Source organism: Bradyrhizobium sp. DOA9 (genome assembly GCF_000617845.2).
In the GTDB taxonomy this organism is placed as follows: domain Bacteria; phylum Pseudomonadota; class Alphaproteobacteria; order Rhizobiales; family Xanthobacteraceae; genus Bradyrhizobium.
Map to the genome: position 1 here is coordinate 2334528 of NZ_DF820425.1, position 18993 is coordinate 2353520.

General features: G+C 64.7%; 20 protein-coding genes. 15 read left to right on the top strand and 5 right to left on the bottom strand.

All coding sequences use genetic code 11. The features are described 5' to 3' along the window. Positions 1-18: 18 nt before the first annotated feature. Positions 19-1575 carry a DEAD/DEAH box helicase gene (locus BDOA9_RS10845; protein ID WP_025033961.1) on the bottom strand — a complete coding sequence of 519 codons (1557 nt, stop codon included), beginning with the start codon at positions 1573-1575 and terminating at the stop codon, positions 19-21. Between the two features lie 521 nt (positions 1576-2096). Between BDOA9_RS10845 and urtA the strand changes: the two genes are divergently transcribed. The 15 genes from urtA to BDOA9_RS10920 all read left to right on the top strand — a co-directional run bounded on the left by urtA (position 2097) and on the right by BDOA9_RS10920 (position 15984). Next, a complete protein-coding gene (gene urtA / locus BDOA9_RS10850; RefSeq protein WP_025033962.1) occupies positions 2097-3419 on the top strand; it encodes an urea ABC transporter substrate-binding protein in 1323 nt (440 codons plus the stop codon). Positions 3420-3504: 85 nt separating this feature from the next. Beyond that, positions 3505-5112, top strand: coding sequence for an urea ABC transporter permease subunit UrtB (urtB, locus tag BDOA9_RS10855; protein ID WP_025033963.1), 1608 nt, complete (start codon positions 3505-3507; stop codon positions 5110-5112). Further along, positions 5109-6275 carry an urea ABC transporter permease subunit UrtC gene (gene urtC / locus BDOA9_RS10860; protein WP_025033964.1) on the top strand — a complete coding sequence of 389 codons (1167 nt, stop codon included), beginning with the start codon at positions 5109-5111 and terminating at the stop codon, positions 6273-6275. Before urtB ends, urtC begins: the two co-directional genes overlap by 4 nt. Before the next feature lie 6 nt (positions 6276-6281). Next, the gene (gene urtD / locus BDOA9_RS10865) at positions 6282-7043 is read left to right on the top strand and encodes an urea ABC transporter ATP-binding protein UrtD (RefSeq protein ID WP_025033965.1); all 762 of its coding nucleotides are present in this window, start codon (positions 6282-6284) and stop codon (positions 7041-7043) included. A 3-nt stretch (positions 7044-7046) separates the two neighbouring features. Further along, positions 7047-7742, top strand: a complete 696-nt coding sequence (gene urtE, locus BDOA9_RS10870; protein WP_025033966.1) for an urea ABC transporter ATP-binding subunit UrtE — start codon at positions 7047-7049, stop codon at positions 7740-7742. A gap of 44 nt (positions 7743-7786) precedes the next feature. Beyond that, the gene (locus BDOA9_RS10875; protein WP_445291807.1) at positions 7787-8605 is read left to right on the top strand and encodes an urease accessory protein UreD; all 819 of its coding nucleotides are present in this window, start codon (positions 7787-7789) and stop codon (positions 8603-8605) included. A 38-nt stretch (positions 8606-8643) separates the two neighbouring features. Further along, positions 8644-8946: an urease subunit gamma gene (locus BDOA9_RS10880; protein WP_025033968.1), complete on the top strand. Its 303-nt coding sequence runs from the start codon at positions 8644-8646 to the stop codon at positions 8944-8946. Between the two features lie 10 nt (positions 8947-8956). Then, positions 8957-9262 carry an urease subunit beta gene (locus BDOA9_RS10885; protein WP_025033969.1) on the top strand — a complete coding sequence of 102 codons (306 nt, stop codon included), beginning with the start codon at positions 8957-8959 and terminating at the stop codon, positions 9260-9262. 57 nt (positions 9263-9319) lie between these two features. Beyond that, complete coding sequence (locus BDOA9_RS10890; RefSeq protein WP_025033970.1) at positions 9320-9859, top strand: HD domain-containing protein; 540 nt, start codon at positions 9320-9322, stop codon at positions 9857-9859. Between the two features lie 34 nt (positions 9860-9893). Beyond that, positions 9894-11609: an urease subunit alpha gene (gene ureC / locus BDOA9_RS10895; RefSeq protein ID WP_025033971.1), complete on the top strand. Its 1716-nt coding sequence runs from the start codon at positions 9894-9896 to the stop codon at positions 11607-11609. Positions 11610-11739: 130 nt separating this feature from the next. After that, complete coding sequence (locus BDOA9_RS10900) at positions 11740-12039, top strand: putative quinol monooxygenase (RefSeq protein WP_025033972.1); 300 nt, start codon at positions 11740-11742, stop codon at positions 12037-12039. A 13-nt stretch (positions 12040-12052) separates the two neighbouring features. After that, the gene (locus BDOA9_RS10905; RefSeq protein ID WP_025033973.1) at positions 12053-12658 is read left to right on the top strand and encodes an urease accessory protein UreE; all 606 of its coding nucleotides are present in this window, start codon (positions 12053-12055) and stop codon (positions 12656-12658) included. Next, on the top strand, positions 12639-13367 hold the full coding sequence (locus BDOA9_RS10910) for an urease accessory protein UreF (RefSeq protein ID WP_025033974.1): 729 nt from the start codon (positions 12639-12641) through the stop codon (positions 13365-13367). The genes BDOA9_RS10905 and BDOA9_RS10910 overlap by 20 nt, the downstream gene beginning before the upstream one ends. Positions 13368-13406: 39 nt before the next feature. Further along, on the top strand, positions 13407-14030 hold the full coding sequence (gene ureG, locus BDOA9_RS10915) for an urease accessory protein UreG (RefSeq protein ID WP_025033975.1): 624 nt from the start codon (positions 13407-13409) through the stop codon (positions 14028-14030). Between the two features lie 298 nt (positions 14031-14328). Beyond that, a complete protein-coding gene (locus BDOA9_RS10920; protein ID WP_025033976.1) occupies positions 14329-15984 on the top strand; it encodes a CHASE domain-containing protein in 1656 nt (551 codons plus the stop codon). On the opposite strand, the gene BDOA9_RS10925 is transcribed toward BDOA9_RS10920, so the two are convergent. The 4 genes from BDOA9_RS10925 to BDOA9_RS10940 all read right to left on the bottom strand — a co-directional run bounded on the left by BDOA9_RS10925 (position 15981) and on the right by BDOA9_RS10940 (position 18926). Next, positions 15981-16589, bottom strand: a complete 609-nt coding sequence (locus BDOA9_RS10925) for a TetR/AcrR family transcriptional regulator (protein ID WP_192859651.1) — start codon at positions 16587-16589, stop codon at positions 15981-15983. The genes BDOA9_RS10920 and BDOA9_RS10925 overlap by 4 nt on opposite strands. A gap of 96 nt (positions 16590-16685) precedes the next feature. Continuing rightward, the gene (locus tag BDOA9_RS10930) at positions 16686-17828 is read right to left on the bottom strand and encodes an OpgC domain-containing protein (RefSeq protein ID WP_025033978.1); all 1143 of its coding nucleotides are present in this window, start codon (positions 17826-17828) and stop codon (positions 16686-16688) included. Between the two features lie 182 nt (positions 17829-18010). Then, positions 18011-18466, bottom strand: a complete 456-nt coding sequence (locus tag BDOA9_RS10935; RefSeq protein ID WP_025033979.1) for a hypothetical protein — start codon at positions 18464-18466, stop codon at positions 18011-18013. Positions 18467-18554: 88 nt separating this feature from the next. Continuing rightward, positions 18555-18926: a DUF883 family protein gene (locus BDOA9_RS10940; protein WP_025033980.1), complete on the bottom strand. Its 372-nt coding sequence runs from the start codon at positions 18924-18926 to the stop codon at positions 18555-18557. Between the last annotated feature and the right edge of the window lie 67 nt (positions 18927-18993).

An 18993-nucleotide genomic window follows, 5' to 3' on the forward strand; every position in this document is an offset into this window, starting at 1 on the left:
TCTCCAGGTCGTGGACGGCTAGTGCGAATGGGGTTTGCGGTTCGGTTGGCTGTTTGGCCGACTCTGGCGGCGCAAAAAGGCAACGCCTTGTATCCCATCAGGGGTCCCGGCGCTATGCGCGGAACGCTGTTCCGGACGGTCGACAGGCGATGAGTGCATCTTACCACCGGAGCGGCGGCGGCGAGAACCCTTGGAGGCATGTTGCCCACTGCCGGGTCTTCCCTCCGCATGCCTTCCCTCCACATGCCTTGCCTCCGCGTGGCGTCCCTCACCGTGCCTTCCGTCACCTTGCTTGCCGGCACCATGGTGGCGCCCGTCGGCATGCCGTTCGTCGGTGCGACGTCCGTCACCGTGCCGTGCGCCTTGCGGGCACTGGCCGGGGCGGCCGCCTGGCCGGCCCTGTCGCTGCTGCGACGGAGCGGGACCGGGATCGCGGCGGCCGGCGTCGGTGCGGTGGTCCTCCCGCTGCAGGGCGACGCGAATCAGCCGCTCGATGTCGCGCAGATAACCGAGCTCCTCGCCGCCCGCGACCAGCGAGATCGCGGTGCCGTCGGCGCCGGCACGCGCGGTGCGGCCGATGCGATGGACATAGGTTTCCGGCACGTTCGGCAGGTCGAAATTGATGACGTGACTGATGCCGTCGACGTCGATGCCGCGGGCGGCGATGTCGGTGGCGACCAGGGTGCGGATCTCGCCCGAACGAAACTGGGCGAGCGTGCGCTCGCGATGGTTCTGCGACTTGTTGCCGTGGATGGCGTTGGCGGCGATGCCGGCCTTGGCCAGCGTCTTCACCACCTTGTCGGCGCCGTGCTTGGTGCGGGTGAAGACCAGCGCGCGGTTGATGGCCTCGTCCTGGAGCAGCTTGGTCAGGAAGGCGGGCTTGGCCGCGAAATCGACCTGCAGGATGCGCTGGTTGATCCGCTCGGCGGTCGAGGACACCGGCGTCACCGCGACACGGGCGGGGTCGCGCAGCATGGAATCGGCGAGCTCGGCGATATCCTTCGGCATGGTGGCCGAGAAGAACAGCGTCTGCCGCTTGATCGGCAGCTTGGCGACGATTTTGCGGATGTCGTTGATGAAGCCCATGTCGAGCATGCGGTCGGCCTCGTCGAGCACGAGGAACTCGACGCTTGAAAGCCTCAGGCCGTTGCTCTGCACGAGGTCGAGCAGGCGGCCTGGGGTGGCGACGAGAACGTCGACGCCCTGCATCAGCGCGCGGACCTGGCGGCCCATCGGCACGCCGCCAATGGCGAGCGTCGAGGACAGGCGGATGTGGCGGCCGTAGGCGTTGAAGCTGTCGAGGATCTGGCCGGACAGCTCACGGGTCGGCGACAGCACCAGCACGCGGGCGGTCTTGGGCTGCGGCTTGATGCGGTTCTCGAGCAGGCGATGCAGGATCGGCAGCGCGAAGGACGCGGTCTTGCCGGTGCCGGTCTGGGCGATGCCGACGACGTCGCGGCCGGTCAATGCCAGCGGGATGGTCTGGGCCTGGATCGGGGTGGGGGTGAGGTAATTCTCTTCACGAAGAGCGCGAGCGATGGGTTCGGCGAGGCCGAAGTCCTGAAACGAAGTCAAAAGAAGGGTCTTTCCATGTCAAAGGCGAACGCCGGCGCATTCAGCGCGGCGCGCGCAGAAGGGTGTCGAGAAGACACCTGCGTGTTTGGGGTGTCGGATGGCTTGGGAGATATGGGGCAAGCCAGACGCCCGTAGCGGGCTTAAGAACACGCGGCTCGCAACGACCCCTTGATTCGCAAGAGGTCTCGGACGTTCATATGGAACATCGAGGGGGCGCTTTCAAGGCAGATGCGTCCGAAACTCCGGGTGCGGTGCAAAAATACTGCTGCCGGAAATTTAGCCAGAATTGGCCATCTGATTAAAAAATAGTCACGCTGCCGCTTTCGCATACATTTAAATTGCCTACGAATCGGGCTGCCTGACTGCGGCGAAGCTTTGATTTCTGATGATTAGGTAAGTCGATTCAATGGGTTGATGGGTGCCCAGACCATGGCATGGTTCTTGCGATTCCGTTAATCGCAGGCGGCCGTGGGGCCGTTTCGCAGCGTTTTTCACGTCTGCGTCAGGGAGATGAGGCACTCATGTTTAACAAATCCACTCACGATATAGCGGCTTCATTTAGCCGCCGCGGCGTGCTCGCCGCGACTGCCGGACTGATGCTCGGTCTGGCTTCATTGACTGGCGCGAAGGCCGCGGACGGCACCATCAAGGTCGGTGTGCTGCACTCCCTGTCCGGCACCATGGCGATCAGCGAAACCACGCTGAAGGACACCATCCTCTTCCTGATCGACGAGCAGAACAAGAAGGGCGGCGTGCTCGGCAAGAAGCTGGAAGCCGTCGTCGTCGACCCGGCTTCGAACTGGCCGTTGTTCGCCGAAAAGGCGCGCGAGCTGATCACCAAGGACAAGGTCTCGGTCGTGTTCGGCTGCTGGACCTCGGTGTCGCGCAAGTCGGTGCTCCCGGTGTTCAAGGAACTGAACAGCATCCTGTTCTACCCGGTGCAGTACGAGGGCGAGGAGAGCGAGCGCAACGTCTTCTACACGGGAGCTGCGCCGAACCAGCAGGCGATCCCCGCCGTCGATTATCTGATGAAGGAAGAGAAGGTGAAGCGTTGGGTGCTCGCGGGCACCGACTACGTCTATCCGCGCACCACCAACAAGATCCTGGAAGCCTATCTGAAGTCGAAGGGTGTCGCCCAGGAAGACATCATGATCAACTACACGCCGTTCGGTCATTCCGACTGGCAGACGATCGTGGCGGACATCAAGAAGTTCGGCTCGGCCGGCAAGAAGACCGCGGTGGTCTCGACCATCAACGGCGACGCCAACGTTCCCTTCTACAAGGAGCTCGGCAACCAGGGCATCAAGGCGAAGGACATCCCGGTGGTCGCGTTCTCGGTGGGTGAGGAAGAGCTCGCCGGCATCGACACCAAGCCGCTGGTCGGCCACCTCGCCGCCTGGAACTACTTCCAGTCGATCAAGTCGCCGGAGAACGAGAAGTTCATCAAGGCGTGGCAGGCCTACACCAAGAATCCGAAGCGCGTGACCAACGATCCGATGGAAGCGCACGTGATCGGCTTCGACATGTGGGTCAAGGCGGTCGAGAAGGCGAAGTCGACCGATCCCGACAAGGTGATCGACGCTCTCCCGGGCATCGAAGCCAAGAACCTGACCGGCGGCACCTCCAAGATGCTTCCGAACCACCATATCACCAAGCCGGTGTTCATCGGCGAGATCAAGGGCAACGGCCAGTTCGACGTGGTTTGGAAGACCCCGAGCCTCGTCCCCGGCGATGCCTGGTCGAAGGAGCTCGACGGCTCCAAGGACCTCATCGGCGACTGGGTCGGCAAGAAGTGCGGCAACTTCAACACCAAGACCAACAAGTGCCTCGGCTCGGGCTCCTGATCCCGTTCTGATCGCTCCATTGCAAGATCGGAGAAGGCGGCGATCCCGCCGCCTTCTCCACTCATTTCTGCCGGGGTCATTCACAGTGCCAGCCCATTTGTCCGCCCGTCTCTGTTCGCTCGCACTCTCGTTGTTTCTGATCGCGTTCGCGCTGCCGGCCTTCGCCGGTCCGTTCGAGGATGCGGTCGCCAAATTCGCCAATGACGATTTTTCCGATACGGAAGAGGCGATCGGCGTGATCGCGGGCAGCGGCAACAAGCTGGCTTTCCCGATCATCAGTGCGCTTCAGGACGGCCGTCTGATGGCCGATCCTGACAGCAAGAAGGTCTACGTCACCGGTGTCGACGGCAAGTCGATCGACGCTGCGACCGGCGAGGCCGTCGCCAGCGTTCCCGACAGTGCGAGCGCGGTTCGCCTCAACAACCGCCTGCGCCGCAGCGTCGATGCCGCGCTCGGCAGCCTGACGCTGCAGTCGCCGGACGTCGGAACGCGCCTGCAGGCCGCGCAGTCCGTCTTCAAGTCGCACGAGGAGTCCGCGCTCGAGGCGGTCGATGCCGCGCTTGCCAAGGAGGCCAACAAGTCCGTCAAGACGGCGCTGGGCGAGGCCCGCGCCGCGATCCTGCTGTTCAAGTCCGACGCCACCGAGGTCGAGAAGCTCGAAGCGGTCGCCACTCTCAAGGCGCGGGGCGACCAGGAGGCGCTGGCGCTGCTCACCGGCATGGGCGAGCAGCCGGCCTCGGTCGCCAAGGCCGCCGCGAGCGCAATCGGCTCGATCCAGAACTCGCTCGCGGTCTGGTCGATGGTGCAGAACGCCTGGTACGGCCTCTCGCTCGGCTCGGTGTTGCTGCTCGCCGCGATCGGGCTCGCCATCACCTTCGGCGTGATGGGCGTCATCAACATGGCGCATGGCGAGATGGTGATGATCGGGGCCTACACCACCTTCATGGTGCAGGAGGTGATCCGCACCCGCTATCCCGGCCTGTTCGACTATTCGCTGTTGATTGCCGTGCCGCTCGCCTTCCTCGTCGCCGGCGCGATCGGCGTCCTGATCGAGCGCAGCATCATCCGCTTCCTCTACGGCCGGCCGCTGGAGACCTTGCTGGCGACCTGGGGCCTGTCGCTGGTGCTGCAGCAGGCGGTGCGCACCATGTTCGGCCCGACCAACCGCGAGGTCGGCAACCCCTCCTGGATGAGCGGCGCGTTCGAGCTCGGCCAGATCACCATCACCTATAACCGGCTCTGGATCCTCGTCTTCACGCTCGCCGTGTTCGGAATCCTGCTCGCGATGCTGCGCTACACCGCGCTCGGGCTCGAGATGCGCGCGGTGACTCAGAACCGCCGGATGGCGGCCTCGATGGGCATCGCCACCTCGCGCGTCGACGCGCTCACATTTGGCCTCGGCTCGGGCATTGCCGGCATTGCCGGCGTGGCGCTGTCGCAGATCGACAATGTCAGCCCCAATCTCGGCCAGAGCTACATCATCGACAGCTTCATGGTCGTGGTGTTCGGCGGCGTCGGCAATCTCTGGGGCACGCTGGTCGGCGCCTTCACGCTCGGCATCGCCAACAAGTTCCTGGAGCCGGTCGCCGGCGCCGTGCTCGGCAAGATCGCGATCCTCGTTCTCATCATCCTGTTCATTCAAAAGCGGCCGCGCGGCCTGTTCGCGCTCAAGGGCCGTGCGGTGGAAGCATGACCCCTCACATGCTGACGCGATCGCTGGACCGCGGCGCGACGATCTTTCTTGCAATCGTCGCCGCCTGCGGCATCCTCATCCCGCTCTCCAACCTGCTGCTGCCCGCCGGCTCGTTCCTGCAGGTGCCGACCTATCTCGTCGCGCTCTGGGGCAAGTATGTCTGCTACGCCATTCTGGCGCTCGCGATCGACCTGATCTGGGGCTATTGCGGCATCCTCTCGCTCGGCCACGGCGCCTTCTTCGCGCTCGGCGGTTACGCCATGGGCATGTACCTGATGCGGCAGATCGGCACCCGCGGCGTCTACGGCAATCCGATCCTGCCCGACTTCATGGTGTTCCTGAACTGGGAGAAGCTGCCCTGGTACTGGTACGGCTTCGACATGTTCTGGTTCGCCGCGCTGATGGTGCTGGTCGTGCCCGGCCTGCTCGCCTTCTGCTTCGGCTGGCTCGCCTTCCGCTCCCGCGTCACCGGCGTCTATCTGTCGATCATCACCCAGGCGATGACGTATGCGCTGCTGCTTGCCTTCTTCCGCAACGATTTCGGCTTCGGCGGCAACAATGGCCTGACCGACTTCAAGGACATCCTCGGCTTCAACGTGCAGGCGGAGGGGACGCGCGCGGCGCTGTTCGCGCTGAGCTGCCTGGCGCTGATCGTCGGTTTTCTGATCTGCCGCGCCATCGTCTCCTCCAAGCTCGGCAAGGTCTTGATCGCGGTGCGCGATGCGGAATCGCGCACGCGCTTCCTCGGCTACCGCGTCGAATCCTACAAGCTGTTCGTGTTCACGGTGTCGGCCTGCATGGCCGGCGTCGCCGGCGCGCTCTATGTGCCGCAGGTCGGCATCATCAACCCATCCGAATTCGCGCCGGGCAATTCGATCGAGGCGGTGATCTGGGTCGCGGTCGGCGGCCGCGGCACGCTGGTCGGCGCGGCGCTCGGCGCCGTCGTCGTCAATTACGCCAAGACATTCTTCACGTCCGGCGTGCTGGCTCCCTATTGGCTGTTCATGTTGGGGGCGCTGTTCATCCTCGTGACCCTGCTGCTGCCGAAGGGCATCGTCGGCACCTTCAATGCCTGGTGGGATTCGTCGAAGGAAAAACGCGCCGCGGCCTCCGTGAGTGCCGCGGCTGAAGACGGCGTCACCGAACCCAAGATGGCGGAGTAAGCGGTCATGAACGTCATGGACACCCGCGCGACCTCCGCGATGCTCTATCTGGACGGCGTGCACGTCTCCTTCGACGGCTTCCACGCCATCAACAATCTGTCGCTGACGCTCGCGCCCGGCGAGATGCGCGCCATCATCGGCCCGAACGGCGCCGGCAAGACCACGATGATGGACATCATCACCGGCAAGACCAAGCCGGACGAAGGCACCGTGCTGTTCGACGGCGTCACCGACCTGACGCGGCTCGACGAGACCCGCATCGCCGAGCTCGGCATCGGCCGCAAATTCCAGAAGCCGACCGTATTCGAGAGCCAGACCGTGCAGGACAATTTGCTGCTGGCGCTCAATGTCGACCACTCGGTCCGTGGCACGCTGTTCTGGCGCGGCAGCAAGGCGGAGTCCGAGCGCATCGACAAGGTGCTGGAGACGATCCGCCTCACCGATGCCCGCAACCGCCTCGCCGGCGGCCTCAGCCATGGCCAGAAGCAATGGCTCGAGATCGGCATGCTGCTGGCGCAGGATCCGAAGCTGCTGCTGGTCGACGAGCCCGTCGCGGGGATGACCGACGTCGAAACACACCTCACCGCCGAGCTGCTGAAGCAAATCAACAAGACCCACACCGTCATGGTGGTCGAGCACGACATGACCTTCGTGCGCGAGCTGGGCGTCAAGGTCACCTGCCTGCACGAAGGCACGGTGCTCGCGGAAGGGACCATCGACCAGGTCTCGTCCAACGAGCGGGTCATCGAAGTCTATCTGGGACGCTGAGCGATGCTTGAGGTCAAGGACATCAACCTGTTCTACGGCGCGGCGCAGGCGCTGCGCGGCGTCTCGATCTCGGCCGAGCCCGGCAAGGTCACGTGCGTGCTCGGGCGCAACGGCGTCGGCAAGACCTCGCTGTTGCGCGCCATGGTCGGGCAATATCCGATCTCCTCGGGCGCGATCATGCTCGACGGCAGCGACATCACCGGCCTGAAGCCCTATGAGCGCGCGCGCAAGGGCATCGGCTTCGTGCCGCAGGGCCGCGAGATCTTTCCGCTGCTGACGGTCGAGGAGAACCTCAAAACCGGTTTCGGTCCGCTCAAGCGCGAGGACAAGCACATTCCGGACGACGTGTTCTCGCTGTTTCCGGTGCTGCAATCCATGCTCGGCCGGCGCGGCGGCGACCTCTCCGGCGGCCAGCAGCAGCAGCTCGCGATCGGCCGCGCGCTGGTGATGCGGCCAAAGCTGCTTTTGCTCGACGAGCCCACCGAAGGCATCCAGCCCTCGATCATCAAGGACATCGGCCGCGCCATCTCTTACCTGCGCAATCTCGGCAACATCGCCATCGTGCTGGTCGAACAATATCTCGACTTTGCCTGCGAACTCGGCGACAGTTTCGCGGTGATGGATCGCGGCGCGGTGAAGTTCACCTGCGACCGCTCCAATCTCGATCCGGGCGAGATCAGCCGACAGATGGCGCTGTAGGCCATTCTGCCGCGACCGGCTGGGGGAGGCGGATGCGCAGCGAATTGTCAGTCACATCCACCGTGTTCGAGGCAAACCGTGCCCGTGGCGCGGTGCAATTCGACGTGCATACGCGCGATGGCGTGACGCGGCGCGGCGCCTTGCATGAATCCGGTTCGCTCCGCGTACGCTTTCCCTCGCCGGAAGATCAGGGCTTGTCCGGCGTGTTCGTCAACACGGCCGGCGGTGTTGCCGGCGGCGATCGCTTCGATATCGAAATAGCGGCGGCAGATGGAGCGCGGCTGACGCTGACCAGTGCGGCCGCCGAAAAGGTCTATCGCACGCCCGGAGCGGCGGCGCAGCTTAACATCGCCCTGAAGGTCGGTGCGGGCGCGCATCTTGCCTGGCTGCCCCAGGAGACGATTCTGTTCGACCGTGCCCGCGTGCAGCGCCGCTTCGACATCGATCTCGATGAGGCGGCCTCGCTCCTGCTGTGCGAGATCGTGGTGTTCGGCCGCATCGCCATGGGTGAGCGGATGGAGCAGGGCGAGTTCATCGACCGCTGGCGGCTGCGCCGCGGCGGGCGGCTGGTGTTCGCCGAGACGGTCCGGCTCGACGGCGATATCGGTGCCAAGCTTGCACGGCCCGCGGTCGCCAGAGGTGGCGCGGCGATCGGCACAGCCCTGATCGTGCCCGGCGACGAGACCCTGGTCGAGCGCATCCGGGAGGCGTCGGAATCGTTCTCCGGCGAGGTCGGAATCTCGGCCTGGAATGGGTTTGCAATGGCGCGGTTCTGTGCCCAAGATGCTGCGCGCTTGCGCGCCGATATGATGACGGTGCTGGCGCGCACCGGTGCGGCCCTGCCGCGGCTCTGGCTGAACTAGACCGGTTGAATTGACGTGTTGAACGGAAGAGATGTCGCATGAATCTGTCTCCGCGCGAAAAGGACAAGCTTTTGATCTCGATGGCGGCGATCGTGGCTCGCCGCCGGCTGGATCGCGGCGTCAAGCTCAACCATCCCGAGGCGATCGCGATCATCTCCGACTTCATTCTGGAAGGCGCGCGTGACGGCCGCACCGTCGCCGAGCTGATGCAGTCGGGCGCGCAAGTGCTGACCCGCGACCAGGTGATGCCGGGCATCCCCGAGATGATCCACGACATCCAGGTCGAGGCGACCTTTCCCGACGGCACCAAGCTCGTCACCGTGCATCAGCCGATCAGGTAGGAGCGAGAGCATGATCCCCGGCGAACTCTTCATCCAGGACGGCGAGATCGAGCTCAATGCCGGCCGCAAGACCGTGACCTTGACCGTGGCCAATACCGGCGACCGCCCGATCCAGGTCGGCTCGCACTATCATTTCTTCGAGACCAACCCCGCGCTGAAATTCGACCGCAAGAAGGCCCGCGGCATGCGGCTCGACATCGCCGCCGGCACCGCCGTCCGCTTCGAGCCCGGCCAGACCCGCGACGTCCAGCTCGTCGCGATGGGCGGCAAGAAGACGATCTACGGCTTCCGCGGCGACGTGATGGGCAAGCTGTGACCTCCGCAGGAACGAGCGCGGCGCGGCATGGTTGAGGCGGAAACGGAGATATTTTCCATGCTCTCATCAATCCGCCTCGTCTCGGAAGCTGCCGAGCTCGCCGCGCAGCGCCATAACGGTATGGCGCGCAAGGGTCGCGGCAACGAGCCCTATATCAATCATCTCGCCGAGGTCGCGAACCTGCTCGCCACCGCGACCAACGGGGCCGACGCCGAGCTGGTCGCGGCCGGCTGGCTGCACGACACCATCGAGGACACCGACACCACGCGCGAGGAGCTCGCGCAGAGATTTTCCGAACGCACCGCCTCGCTCGTCGCCGAGTGCACCGACGACATGAGCTTGCCGAAAGCGAAGCGGCGGCAGAAGCAGATCGAGGATGCGCCCCACAAATCGCAGGGCGCCAAGCTGATCAAGATCGCCGACAAGATCAGCAATACGGGCGCGCGCATTCAAACCGATCCGAGTGCTGGGGAGCGCGAGGATCTCGCCGACTATATCGCCTGGGCCACGCAGGTCGTGGCGGGGTGCCGCGGCGGCAATGCGTGGCTCGACGAAAAATTCGATGATGCCGTGAAAGCAGCAAGGGCCTTGCTGTGACCAACCAGACATTCATTCACAAACGGGGCTTGTGATGTCCGTCAAAATGAAACGTTCCGTCTATGCCGACATGTTCGGCCCGACCACCGGCGACAAGGTGCGGCTGGCCGACACCGACCTCATCATCGAGGTCGAGAAGGACTTCACCAGCTACGGCGAGGAGGTGAAGTTCGGCGGCGGCAAGGTGATCCGCGACGGCATGGGGCAGTCGCAGGTGACGAACAGGCAGGGCGCGGCCGACACCGTCATCACCAATGCGCTGATCGTCGATCACTGGGGCATCGTGAAGGCCGACGTCGCCATCAAGGACGGCATGATCGCTGGCATCGGCAAGGCCGGCAATCCCGACATCCAGCCCGGCGTCACCATCATCATCGGCCCCGGCACCGACGTGATCGCGGGTGAGGGCAAGATCCTCACGGCCGGCGGCTTCGACAGCCACATCCATTTCATCTGTCCGCAGCAGATCGAGCACGCGCTGATGAGCGGCGTCACCTCGATGCTGGGCGGCGGCACCGGCCCGTCGCACGGCACCTTCGCCACCACCTGCACGCCGGGGCCGTGGCACATGGGACGGATGATTCAGTCGTTCGACGCCTTCCCGGTCAATCTCGGCATTTCCGGCAAGGGCAACGCCTCGCGCCCCGCCGCGCTGGTCGAGATGATCAAGGGTGGCGCCTGTGCGCTGAAGCTGCACGAGGACTGGGGCACCACGCCGGCCGCGATCGACAATTGCCTGTCGGTGGCCGACGATCACGACATCCAGGTGATGATCCACACCGACACGCTGAACGAATCCGGCTTCGTCGAGGACACGATCAAGGCCTTCAAGGGCCGCACCATCCACGCCTTCCACACCGAAGGCGCCGGCGGCGGCCATGCCCCTGACATCATCAAGGTCGCCGGCCTCAAGAACGTGCTGCCGTCCTCGACCAACCCCACGCGCCCCTTCACCCGCAACACCATCGACGAGCATCTGGACATGCTGATGGTGTGCCACCATCTCGATCCCTCGATTGCTGAAGATCTGGCGTTCGCCGAAAGCCGCATCCGCAAGGAGACGATCGCGGCCGAGGACATCCTGCACGATCTCGGCGCGCTCTCGATGATGTCGTCGGACTCGCAGGCCATGGGCCGCCTCGGCGAGGTCATCATCCGCACCTGGCAGACCGCCGACAAGATGAAGAAGCAGCGCGGAGCGTTGCCGCAGGACAAGGGCAAGGACAACGACAATTTTCGCGTCAAGCGCTACATCGCGAAATATACGATCAACCCCGCGATCGCCCACGGCGTGTCGAAGCTGATCGGCTCGGTGGAGAAGGGCAAGCTTGCCGATCTCGTTCTGTGGTCGCCGGCCTTCTTCGGCGTCAAGCCGGATTGCATCGTCAAGGGCGGCACCATCGTCGCGGCGCCCATGGGCGATCCCAACGCCTCGATTCCGACGCCGCAGCCGGTGCACTACCAGCCGATGTTCGGCGCGTTCGGCAAGGCGCGCACGGCATCCTCGGTGGTGTTCACGTCGAAAGCCGCGATCACCGGTGGCCTCGCGCGCAAGCTCGGCATCGAGAAGAAGCTCTATGCCGTCCAGAACACCCGCGGCAAGATCTCCAAGAAGAGCATGATCCACAACGACGCGACGCCCAAGATCGAGGTCGATCCGGAAACCTATGAAGTGCGCGCCGATGGCGAGCTCCTGACCTGCGCTCCGGCGGAGGTGCTGCCGATGGCGCAGCGATATTTCATGTACTGAAATAGCGCCTCAACGCATGTCCCAGGCGAGGGTCCGGGGACGGCTTTTTGCGGTTTTGCGTTCGGTCCCGCCTGGTCTAATGTCCCGCCCGGTATCGTAACCTTCAGAAGAAAAGCCGGGAGGATTTCTCGTGATCTACGTCGTTGCCACCCTGACCATCAAGCCCGAGACGCGCGCCGAATTCATCGCGGCCGCCATCGCCTGCATCAAGGAGACGCGGAAGGAGCCCGGCAATATCGCCTACGATTTGCACGAGAGCGTCACGGACCCTGCCAAGATGGTGTTCGTCGAGCAGTGGGAGAATATGGAGGCGCTGGGGCCGCATCGCGCTGCCGAGCACATGAAGACGTTCGGCCGCGTGGCGGTGAAATGCTTCACGGCGCCGCCGAAGATCGAATACATCACGCCCGAGAAAGTCGAAACGCGGTAAAGAGGTACGACGCATGATACGGGCGACGCAGGTCAGGGGACAGCACCGCTTCACGGAAGCGCCAGCGGATACGGTTGTGCTCGATTTCGACGACCGGCACCGCCGCCGCATGGCGATGACCGGAACGCGTGGCCTCGAGTTCCTGCTCGACCTGGAGCATGCCGTCGCGCTGCGCGGCGGTGATGCGCTGGTGCTGGAGGACGGAAGGCTGATCGAGGTGGTCGCGGCGCCCGAGCCGCTGCTGGAAATCCGCGGCCGCGATCCGCACCACCTCGTCCGCGTCGGCTGGCATCTCGGCAATCGTCATCTGCCGACCCAGATCATGGCCAAGGCCCTGCGCATCCGCCGCGATCACGTCATCGAGGCGATGGTGAAGGGCCTCGGCGCGCGCGTGATCGAGATCGAGGCGCCGTTCGATCCCGAAGGCGGCGCTTATGCCGATGCCGGCCACGCGCATGGAAACGACCATGCGCATCACGATCACGACCACCATCACCATGACCATGGCCACCACCATGGCTCGCACGACCATGGCCACGAGCACCACCATCACCATGACGAGCATTGCGATCATCCCGATCACCATCACGGCCACAAGCATGCTCATGACCACGAATGAGCCGGTCGGCACCGGTGATCTCGCCGAGGGCGAGGCGGCGGCGCTGTACCGGCTGATGACGTGGCTCTCGCCGGCGTTCCCGGTCGGCGGCTTCTCCTATTCCAGCGGCATCGAATGGGCGGTCGAGGCCGGCGACGTCACCGACACGACGACGCTGGCGGATTGGCTCGATGCGATGCTCGCCGACGGCTCCGGCTTCTGCGACGCGACGTTTCTGGTCCACGCCTATCGCGCCACGGAATCGGGCGAGACGGCCGCTTTGAACGAGATCGCCGAGCTCGCGAGCGCCTTCGTGCCGTCGCGCGAGCGGCAGCTGGAGACGACCTCGCAGGGCCGTGCCTTCATCGACATCGCCCGCGCCGCGTGGGATGCCGACGGACTGGATGCCACGGTCGCGGCATGCAGCGGGCCATTGGTCTATCCCGTCGCTGTCGGTGTCGTTGCCGCGAGGCACGCCGTGCCGCTGGCGCCGACGCTGCACGCCTTCCTGCATGCGCTGGTCTCGAACTGGATTTCTGCGGCGAGCCGGCTCATTCCGCTCGGCCAGACCGATAGCCAGCGTGTGCTGGTGAGACTGGAAGCCGCCGTCGCTGCCACCGCCAATCGCGCGTTGAAGGCAACCTTGGATGATCTCGGCAGCGCAACGTTTCGCGCCGATCTCGCCAGCTTGCGGCATGAGACGCAATATACCCGCTTGTTTCGGTCGTGAGCGGTGCGGCCGTCAACTCATCAGGAGAGAACAAGTCACATGGCGAAATCTCACGGTCCCTTGCGTGTCGGTGTCGGCGGTCCGGTCGGGTCGGGCAAGACCGCGCTGATGGACCTGCTCTGCAAGACCATGCGCGAGCGCTATGACATTGCGGCGATCACCAACGACATCTACACCAAATGGGATGCGGAGTTCCTGGTGCGTTCGGGATCGCTGACGCCGGATCGCATCGCCGGTGTCGAGACCGGCGGTTGTCCGCACACCGCGATCCGCGAGGATGCCTCGATGAATCTCGCTGCGGTCGCGGACATGCGTGCCAAGTTTCCCGGACTTGACCTCGTTCTGATCGAATCCGGCGGCGACAATCTCGCTGCCACTTTTTCCCCGGAGCTGGCCGACCTCACCATCTACGTCATCGACGTCGCCGCCGGCGACAAGATCCCGTCCAAGGGCGGCCCCGGCATCACCCGCTCCGACCTCCTGGTCATCAACAAAACCGACCTTGCGCCCCATGTCGGCGCCTCCCTGGAGAAGATGGAGACGGACGCCAGGCGCATGCGCGGCGAACGTCCCTTCGTCATGACCAACCTCAAGAAAAGCGAGGGGCTCGACCGAATCGTCGGCTTCATCGAGGCCAAAGGCGGTCTGAAACGGGCTGGTTGACCGGACGCGACCAGTTGGCGCAGGCACTTTTCGCCGTTAACGCCTTGGCCGCGCCGCAACCGATGGAACAAATTTCGGACACGGCGATTAACTACCTCCGGCGCCCGGGGCGAATTCATCCCGGCCACACCATCGGCCGGGCGGATTAAGCTTTTCAGGCGACCAAGTTGCGTACCGATGCCTCCTCCTTCATTATCTCCGCCACTGGGGTTTACCCTGCTTCGGCCTGTGGCCGTTCGAGCGGCGTTCATGTGCTCCGTGTTCATTGCCGACCTCCTGCTTTCGCCTGAGTAATCGCGTGGTCAGGCTGGGTTTCATCATCGGCTTCATCGCTCTGCTCGGGGCCTTGCTCTCCGGGCTTGCGGCTTATCGCGTCCACGACCAGGAGCTGGCGCTGGACCGGATCGCGCTGGCGCGCGCGATCGACGTGCATGCGAGCCTGGTTCAGGACCGCTTGACCGAGCGGGAGCTGCTCGCGCGTGTCGCCTCGGGCCTGTTCCGCGCGCCGTCGGTGATCAAGCCGAACATGCTGGAGCCGCTGCGCTCGGCGATCTACGCCTTCAAGACCGACTTCGTGGTGGCCGGCTGGGTCGCCCGGCTGAAGCCGAACGAGCTTGCGGCGGCGCAGGCCGCCATCGCCGGCGCCGGCTTCCCGAATCCGCGGATCCGCTCGTTTGACGACAGGCCGATCAATCCTGCCGATGTCACCCAGCCGATCGACGTGCTGCTGGATCTCGAGCCGCGCAGCAACGAGACCAGGACGTTGCCCGGCCGCAGCTACGATCAGGATCCGGTTCGCAGCGCGATGCTGACGCGCGCGCGCGCCGAAAAGAGGTCGGTTGCCTCGGACCCGGTGCCGTTGATCCGCGGCAACGGTCCGGTCGGCATCATCGTGGCCGCGCCCGTCGTTCCCGAAGGCGCGACGGAGCCGGCCGGCTTCGTCACATTTTCCTACGAGCTCGCCTCGCTGATGCTGGCCAATGACGACATGTCGCTGTTCGCGGTGGCGCTCAGGGATCCGCGCAAGGACGGCGGCGAGCTGATCGCCAACGATCAGGGCGTGGTCTCGACGCGGATGGCGGCGGACGGGCCGGCGCCGTCGGCGACGCGCACGGTGAGCTTCGGCGGCCGCGACTGGCAGCTCGGCTATTACGCGAAGACCAATTCGGTGCGCCGTGCCGAGCAGACCGCGATCATCGTGGCGGCGATCGGCTTTGCCATCACCGCAATGGTGTGCGGCCTGTTCGGTTATGTCGCCTACAACAATCTGCGGCTCAGCCGGGAGATCCAGGTCAGGATCGGCTTCGAGCGGCGGTTGACCGCGGTCATCGACGAGCTCAATCACCGCGTCAAGAACATCCTGGCGGTGATCCAATCGATCGTGACGCGCACCTTGCGCCACGGCTCGGACATCGACATCGCGCGCGAGCTCCTGATCGGGCGCATCCACGCCATGTCCAACGTGGTCTCGCTGCTCAGCGAGAGCCAGTGGCAAGGTGTCAAGTTGAAGGGCCTGTTCGAGGCGCGCGCGATCCCGCATGCCGATCGCATCGCGGTCACCGGTCCCGACATCGCGGTCAGCGCGCGTGCGGCGCAGAGCCTGTCGCTGCTGTTCTTCGAGCTCGCCTCGCATTCCGACGAGGGCCTGTCGCTGGTCGGCAAGCACCCGCACATTACCGCCAACTGGACGGTGACCGGCGAAGACGGCCACGAGGTCTTCCATTTTCGCTGGGAGGAGTTCAACACCAGCGAGGCGACGCGCCGACCCGATTCCGATTTCGGCCTGATCCTGCTCGACCGCGTCGCGCCCGAGGCGCTGGGGGGCACCGCCAAGCGCTTCTTCACCGACGTTTCCTACGTCTATGAATTGACCGCGCCGATGGAGACGGTGGTCGACATGACCGAGCGCGACCGCACCGACAGGATCTCGGCGCCGGTCAGGCCGGTGCGCTAACCTTTCGGTCGCAACACCAGATCGACGAGGCTGCGCGCGTAGCCAGGTGTGATCGGCGCGATACCGAAGATGTAGCGGTAGAACAGGCTGCCGTAGATCGCGTCATAGAGATTCTCAGGGGGACCCTCGGCCTGAATGCTGCCGTCCTTCTGGCCGGCAGCGATCATGTCCACCAGCGCGTCGCGGCGGAATTGCAGGTACCGGGCGTAGAACAGCTCGGCCGAGCCGGTCTTGGAGATGCATTCGGAGACGACGGCAAGCTGGACCTTGCCGAACTCGCCCTGGAGCGCCTCGGCATAGGCGACGGCGTGGCGCCGCGCGCGCGCCGCGGGCGTCCCGGCGCTCGCGGGCGGCAGCGGCAGCATCTGTGCGGCATGATGGAGGAAGGCGTCGATCAATAGCGCTTCCCGCGACGGCCACCATTTGTAGATCGTCATCTTCGACACGCTGGAGTGGCGCGCGATCGCATCGATGGTGGTGGCGGCAAGGCCGGTGGTCGCCATCAGCGCATAGGCGCTTTCGAGGATGGCGTTGGTGGTCTCGATCGACCTCGGCCGGCCGCGCCGGGGCGCGCGCTCCGCCTCTTCACGCCCGTCTTTCGCCATCGCCACGCCCGGTCTCCTCACGCAGAGACCCGGCATAGCGCAGCGGCGGCATTCGGCCTAGCAGAATCGCATGCTTTTTGGCCTAAGCGATGAGCTCTAGGCCTGCTGCCGCAGGGCTGCCGGCAGATCCTGCCGCTTCGACCAGGCGATGTAATAGGCGAGCCCGGTCATCGCCGCGAAGCCGGTGATGCTCACCACCACCTGCATCACCACCAGGTTCGGCCCGGTGATCAGGATGAGGTGGCCGGCGAAGGACAGGAACACGGCGACACAGAATACCGCGAGCCATTCCTCACCGCATGCGATCACCGCTTGCAACGGTCTCCATCTCAGGCCGGGGTGATCGGCCGGAATGAGATGGGTGGCAATGAACGCGAGGGCGAGGAAGTGAACCACGCGATAGGGCGCGAGGTTTTCCTTGTCGGTCGGCGCGATGCTGTTGAGGAGCGGATCCGGCAGGTAAGCGGACAGCGCCGGCGAATGGCGCATCATGGTCACCGCCATCGCGAAGACCAGATAGGCGCCGGCGAGGATCCGCAGCCAGGACATGCCGCGCAGCGCACGCCCCGGCGCGCCAGTGACGGCGAACCAGCCGCCCAGCACCATCAGCAACTGCCAGCACAGCGGATTGAAGGTCCATTCCCCGTCCGGATAGATCCGAAAATTCCAGCCGAACCAGCGTGCGGCAAGATACAGCGCGACCGATGCCGCCAGCGTCAGGTTCGGTCCCCGCAACAGTCCCCACAGCGCGAGCGGAAAGAACGCCATCAGCGGGATCATCAGCTGCAGCAGGTCGAGGTTCAGCGGCTCTTCCTGAAGCACGAGACCGCGGATCAGGATGCGCAGCGGGTGCTCGAGAATTCCGGAGATGTTGTATTGGTGGATGATCTCCGGCGCCATCGATTGCGAGGCGACATAGGCGATGGCGTCGATATAGATCACGAACAGCACGACATAGGCGGCATAGAGCCGCCAGACCCGGCGAAAGACGCGCGTCGCCGCGACCACATAGCCCCGCTCCAGCGCCATCCTCCCGTGGATGATGGCGACGCCGTAGCCCACCACGAACACGAACAGGTCCGCCGCGCCGCTGAAGCCGAAGTTCCGCAGCGTCAGCAGGTTGACGACGTTGTTCGGAATATGGTCGACGAATACGGACCAATTGGCGATGCCGAGCGTCAGATAGAGCCTGGCGTCGTGCTGGAATGCGGCGAGGTTCGCCTTCACGGACGGTTTCATTGAGTAAAATAGCTTTTGGAATCAGGATGATGCTTTTAGCGGCAACCGCCTGCCCATCCGAGTAGCGTTTGCGTGAGCGGCCAGGCAATCGCGCCGAACGGCGCAGAAATGCGGCCCTCGCCTGCCATCGAATGAGGATAGATGCGCCGAAAGGACTTGCGACGAAATTTTCCAACCGCTGCCTACTCGGCAGGCTCGGCCGACGCCTCGTCGGACACGCCGGCGCGGCTCGCCAGGATGCCGAGGGCGACGCCCCCAATGGCCAGGATGGGCAACAATCGTTTCACTCCGATGGCGCGAACGATCTGAAGCCCGGTGGCGAGCAGCATCGGATCTGCGAGCATGCTTTGCGCGGCCGATTTCGCGGCGCGCTCGGCCGCGATCTGGGCGCGCTTCTGCACCTCGCGCTTGTAACCCCAATAGGATCCCGCCGCGGCCAGGGTCAGCAGGAAGAAGATGCCGGCGCCGGCAAGACAAGCCTGCACCGGCCCGAATTTCTGCAGCACCCAGATGAAGACGGCGGCACAGAGGAAACCTGTCGTCACGAGCAGCGCGAAGGCAGCGCCTGCGGCGAGGGAGGTCAGCCGAACCGTCGTGCCGGTGGATGCACTGATGCCGTCAATGATGCGCTGAAACATGGCCTTGCTCCTCAATCCCCACCAGCCGAAGCGTCACGGGCCCACAGCGGCGATGTGCCGCCGCGGCATCAATTGGGCGTCGACCTCCCTAGCGACGCCAGGCGATGCCGATCAGGAAGCCGATCCCGAGCGCCAGCCCGACGGTCGCGAGCGGCCGCTGCGTGATCGCGTCTTCCAGCGTCTCTTCGATCGAGCCGTAGGCGTCTTGTGCAGCTTCCATCATCGCGCTGCCGCGCTCGGACACGTCGTCCATCGCGGAATCCATGTTCTCGCGCGCCTGGCGATAGCCGCGACGAGCCTGCTTGCTGGTGGAGTTGGCGAAAGTATTGAGTGCGTCGGTGATCTGGTCGGTGAGGGCGGCGATATCGCTTTTCACGGCTGCTACATCCTTTTCGAGGCGGTCTCGGGTGGCTTTGTCGGTCCAGTCTCTCATCCCGGCTTCGGCATTGGGCGTGGACATCGGGAGCTCCGAACTGTTGGCGGCTGAGATGGGCGGAGAACGTTTCGTCGCGAGGTAAGTTCCGTTC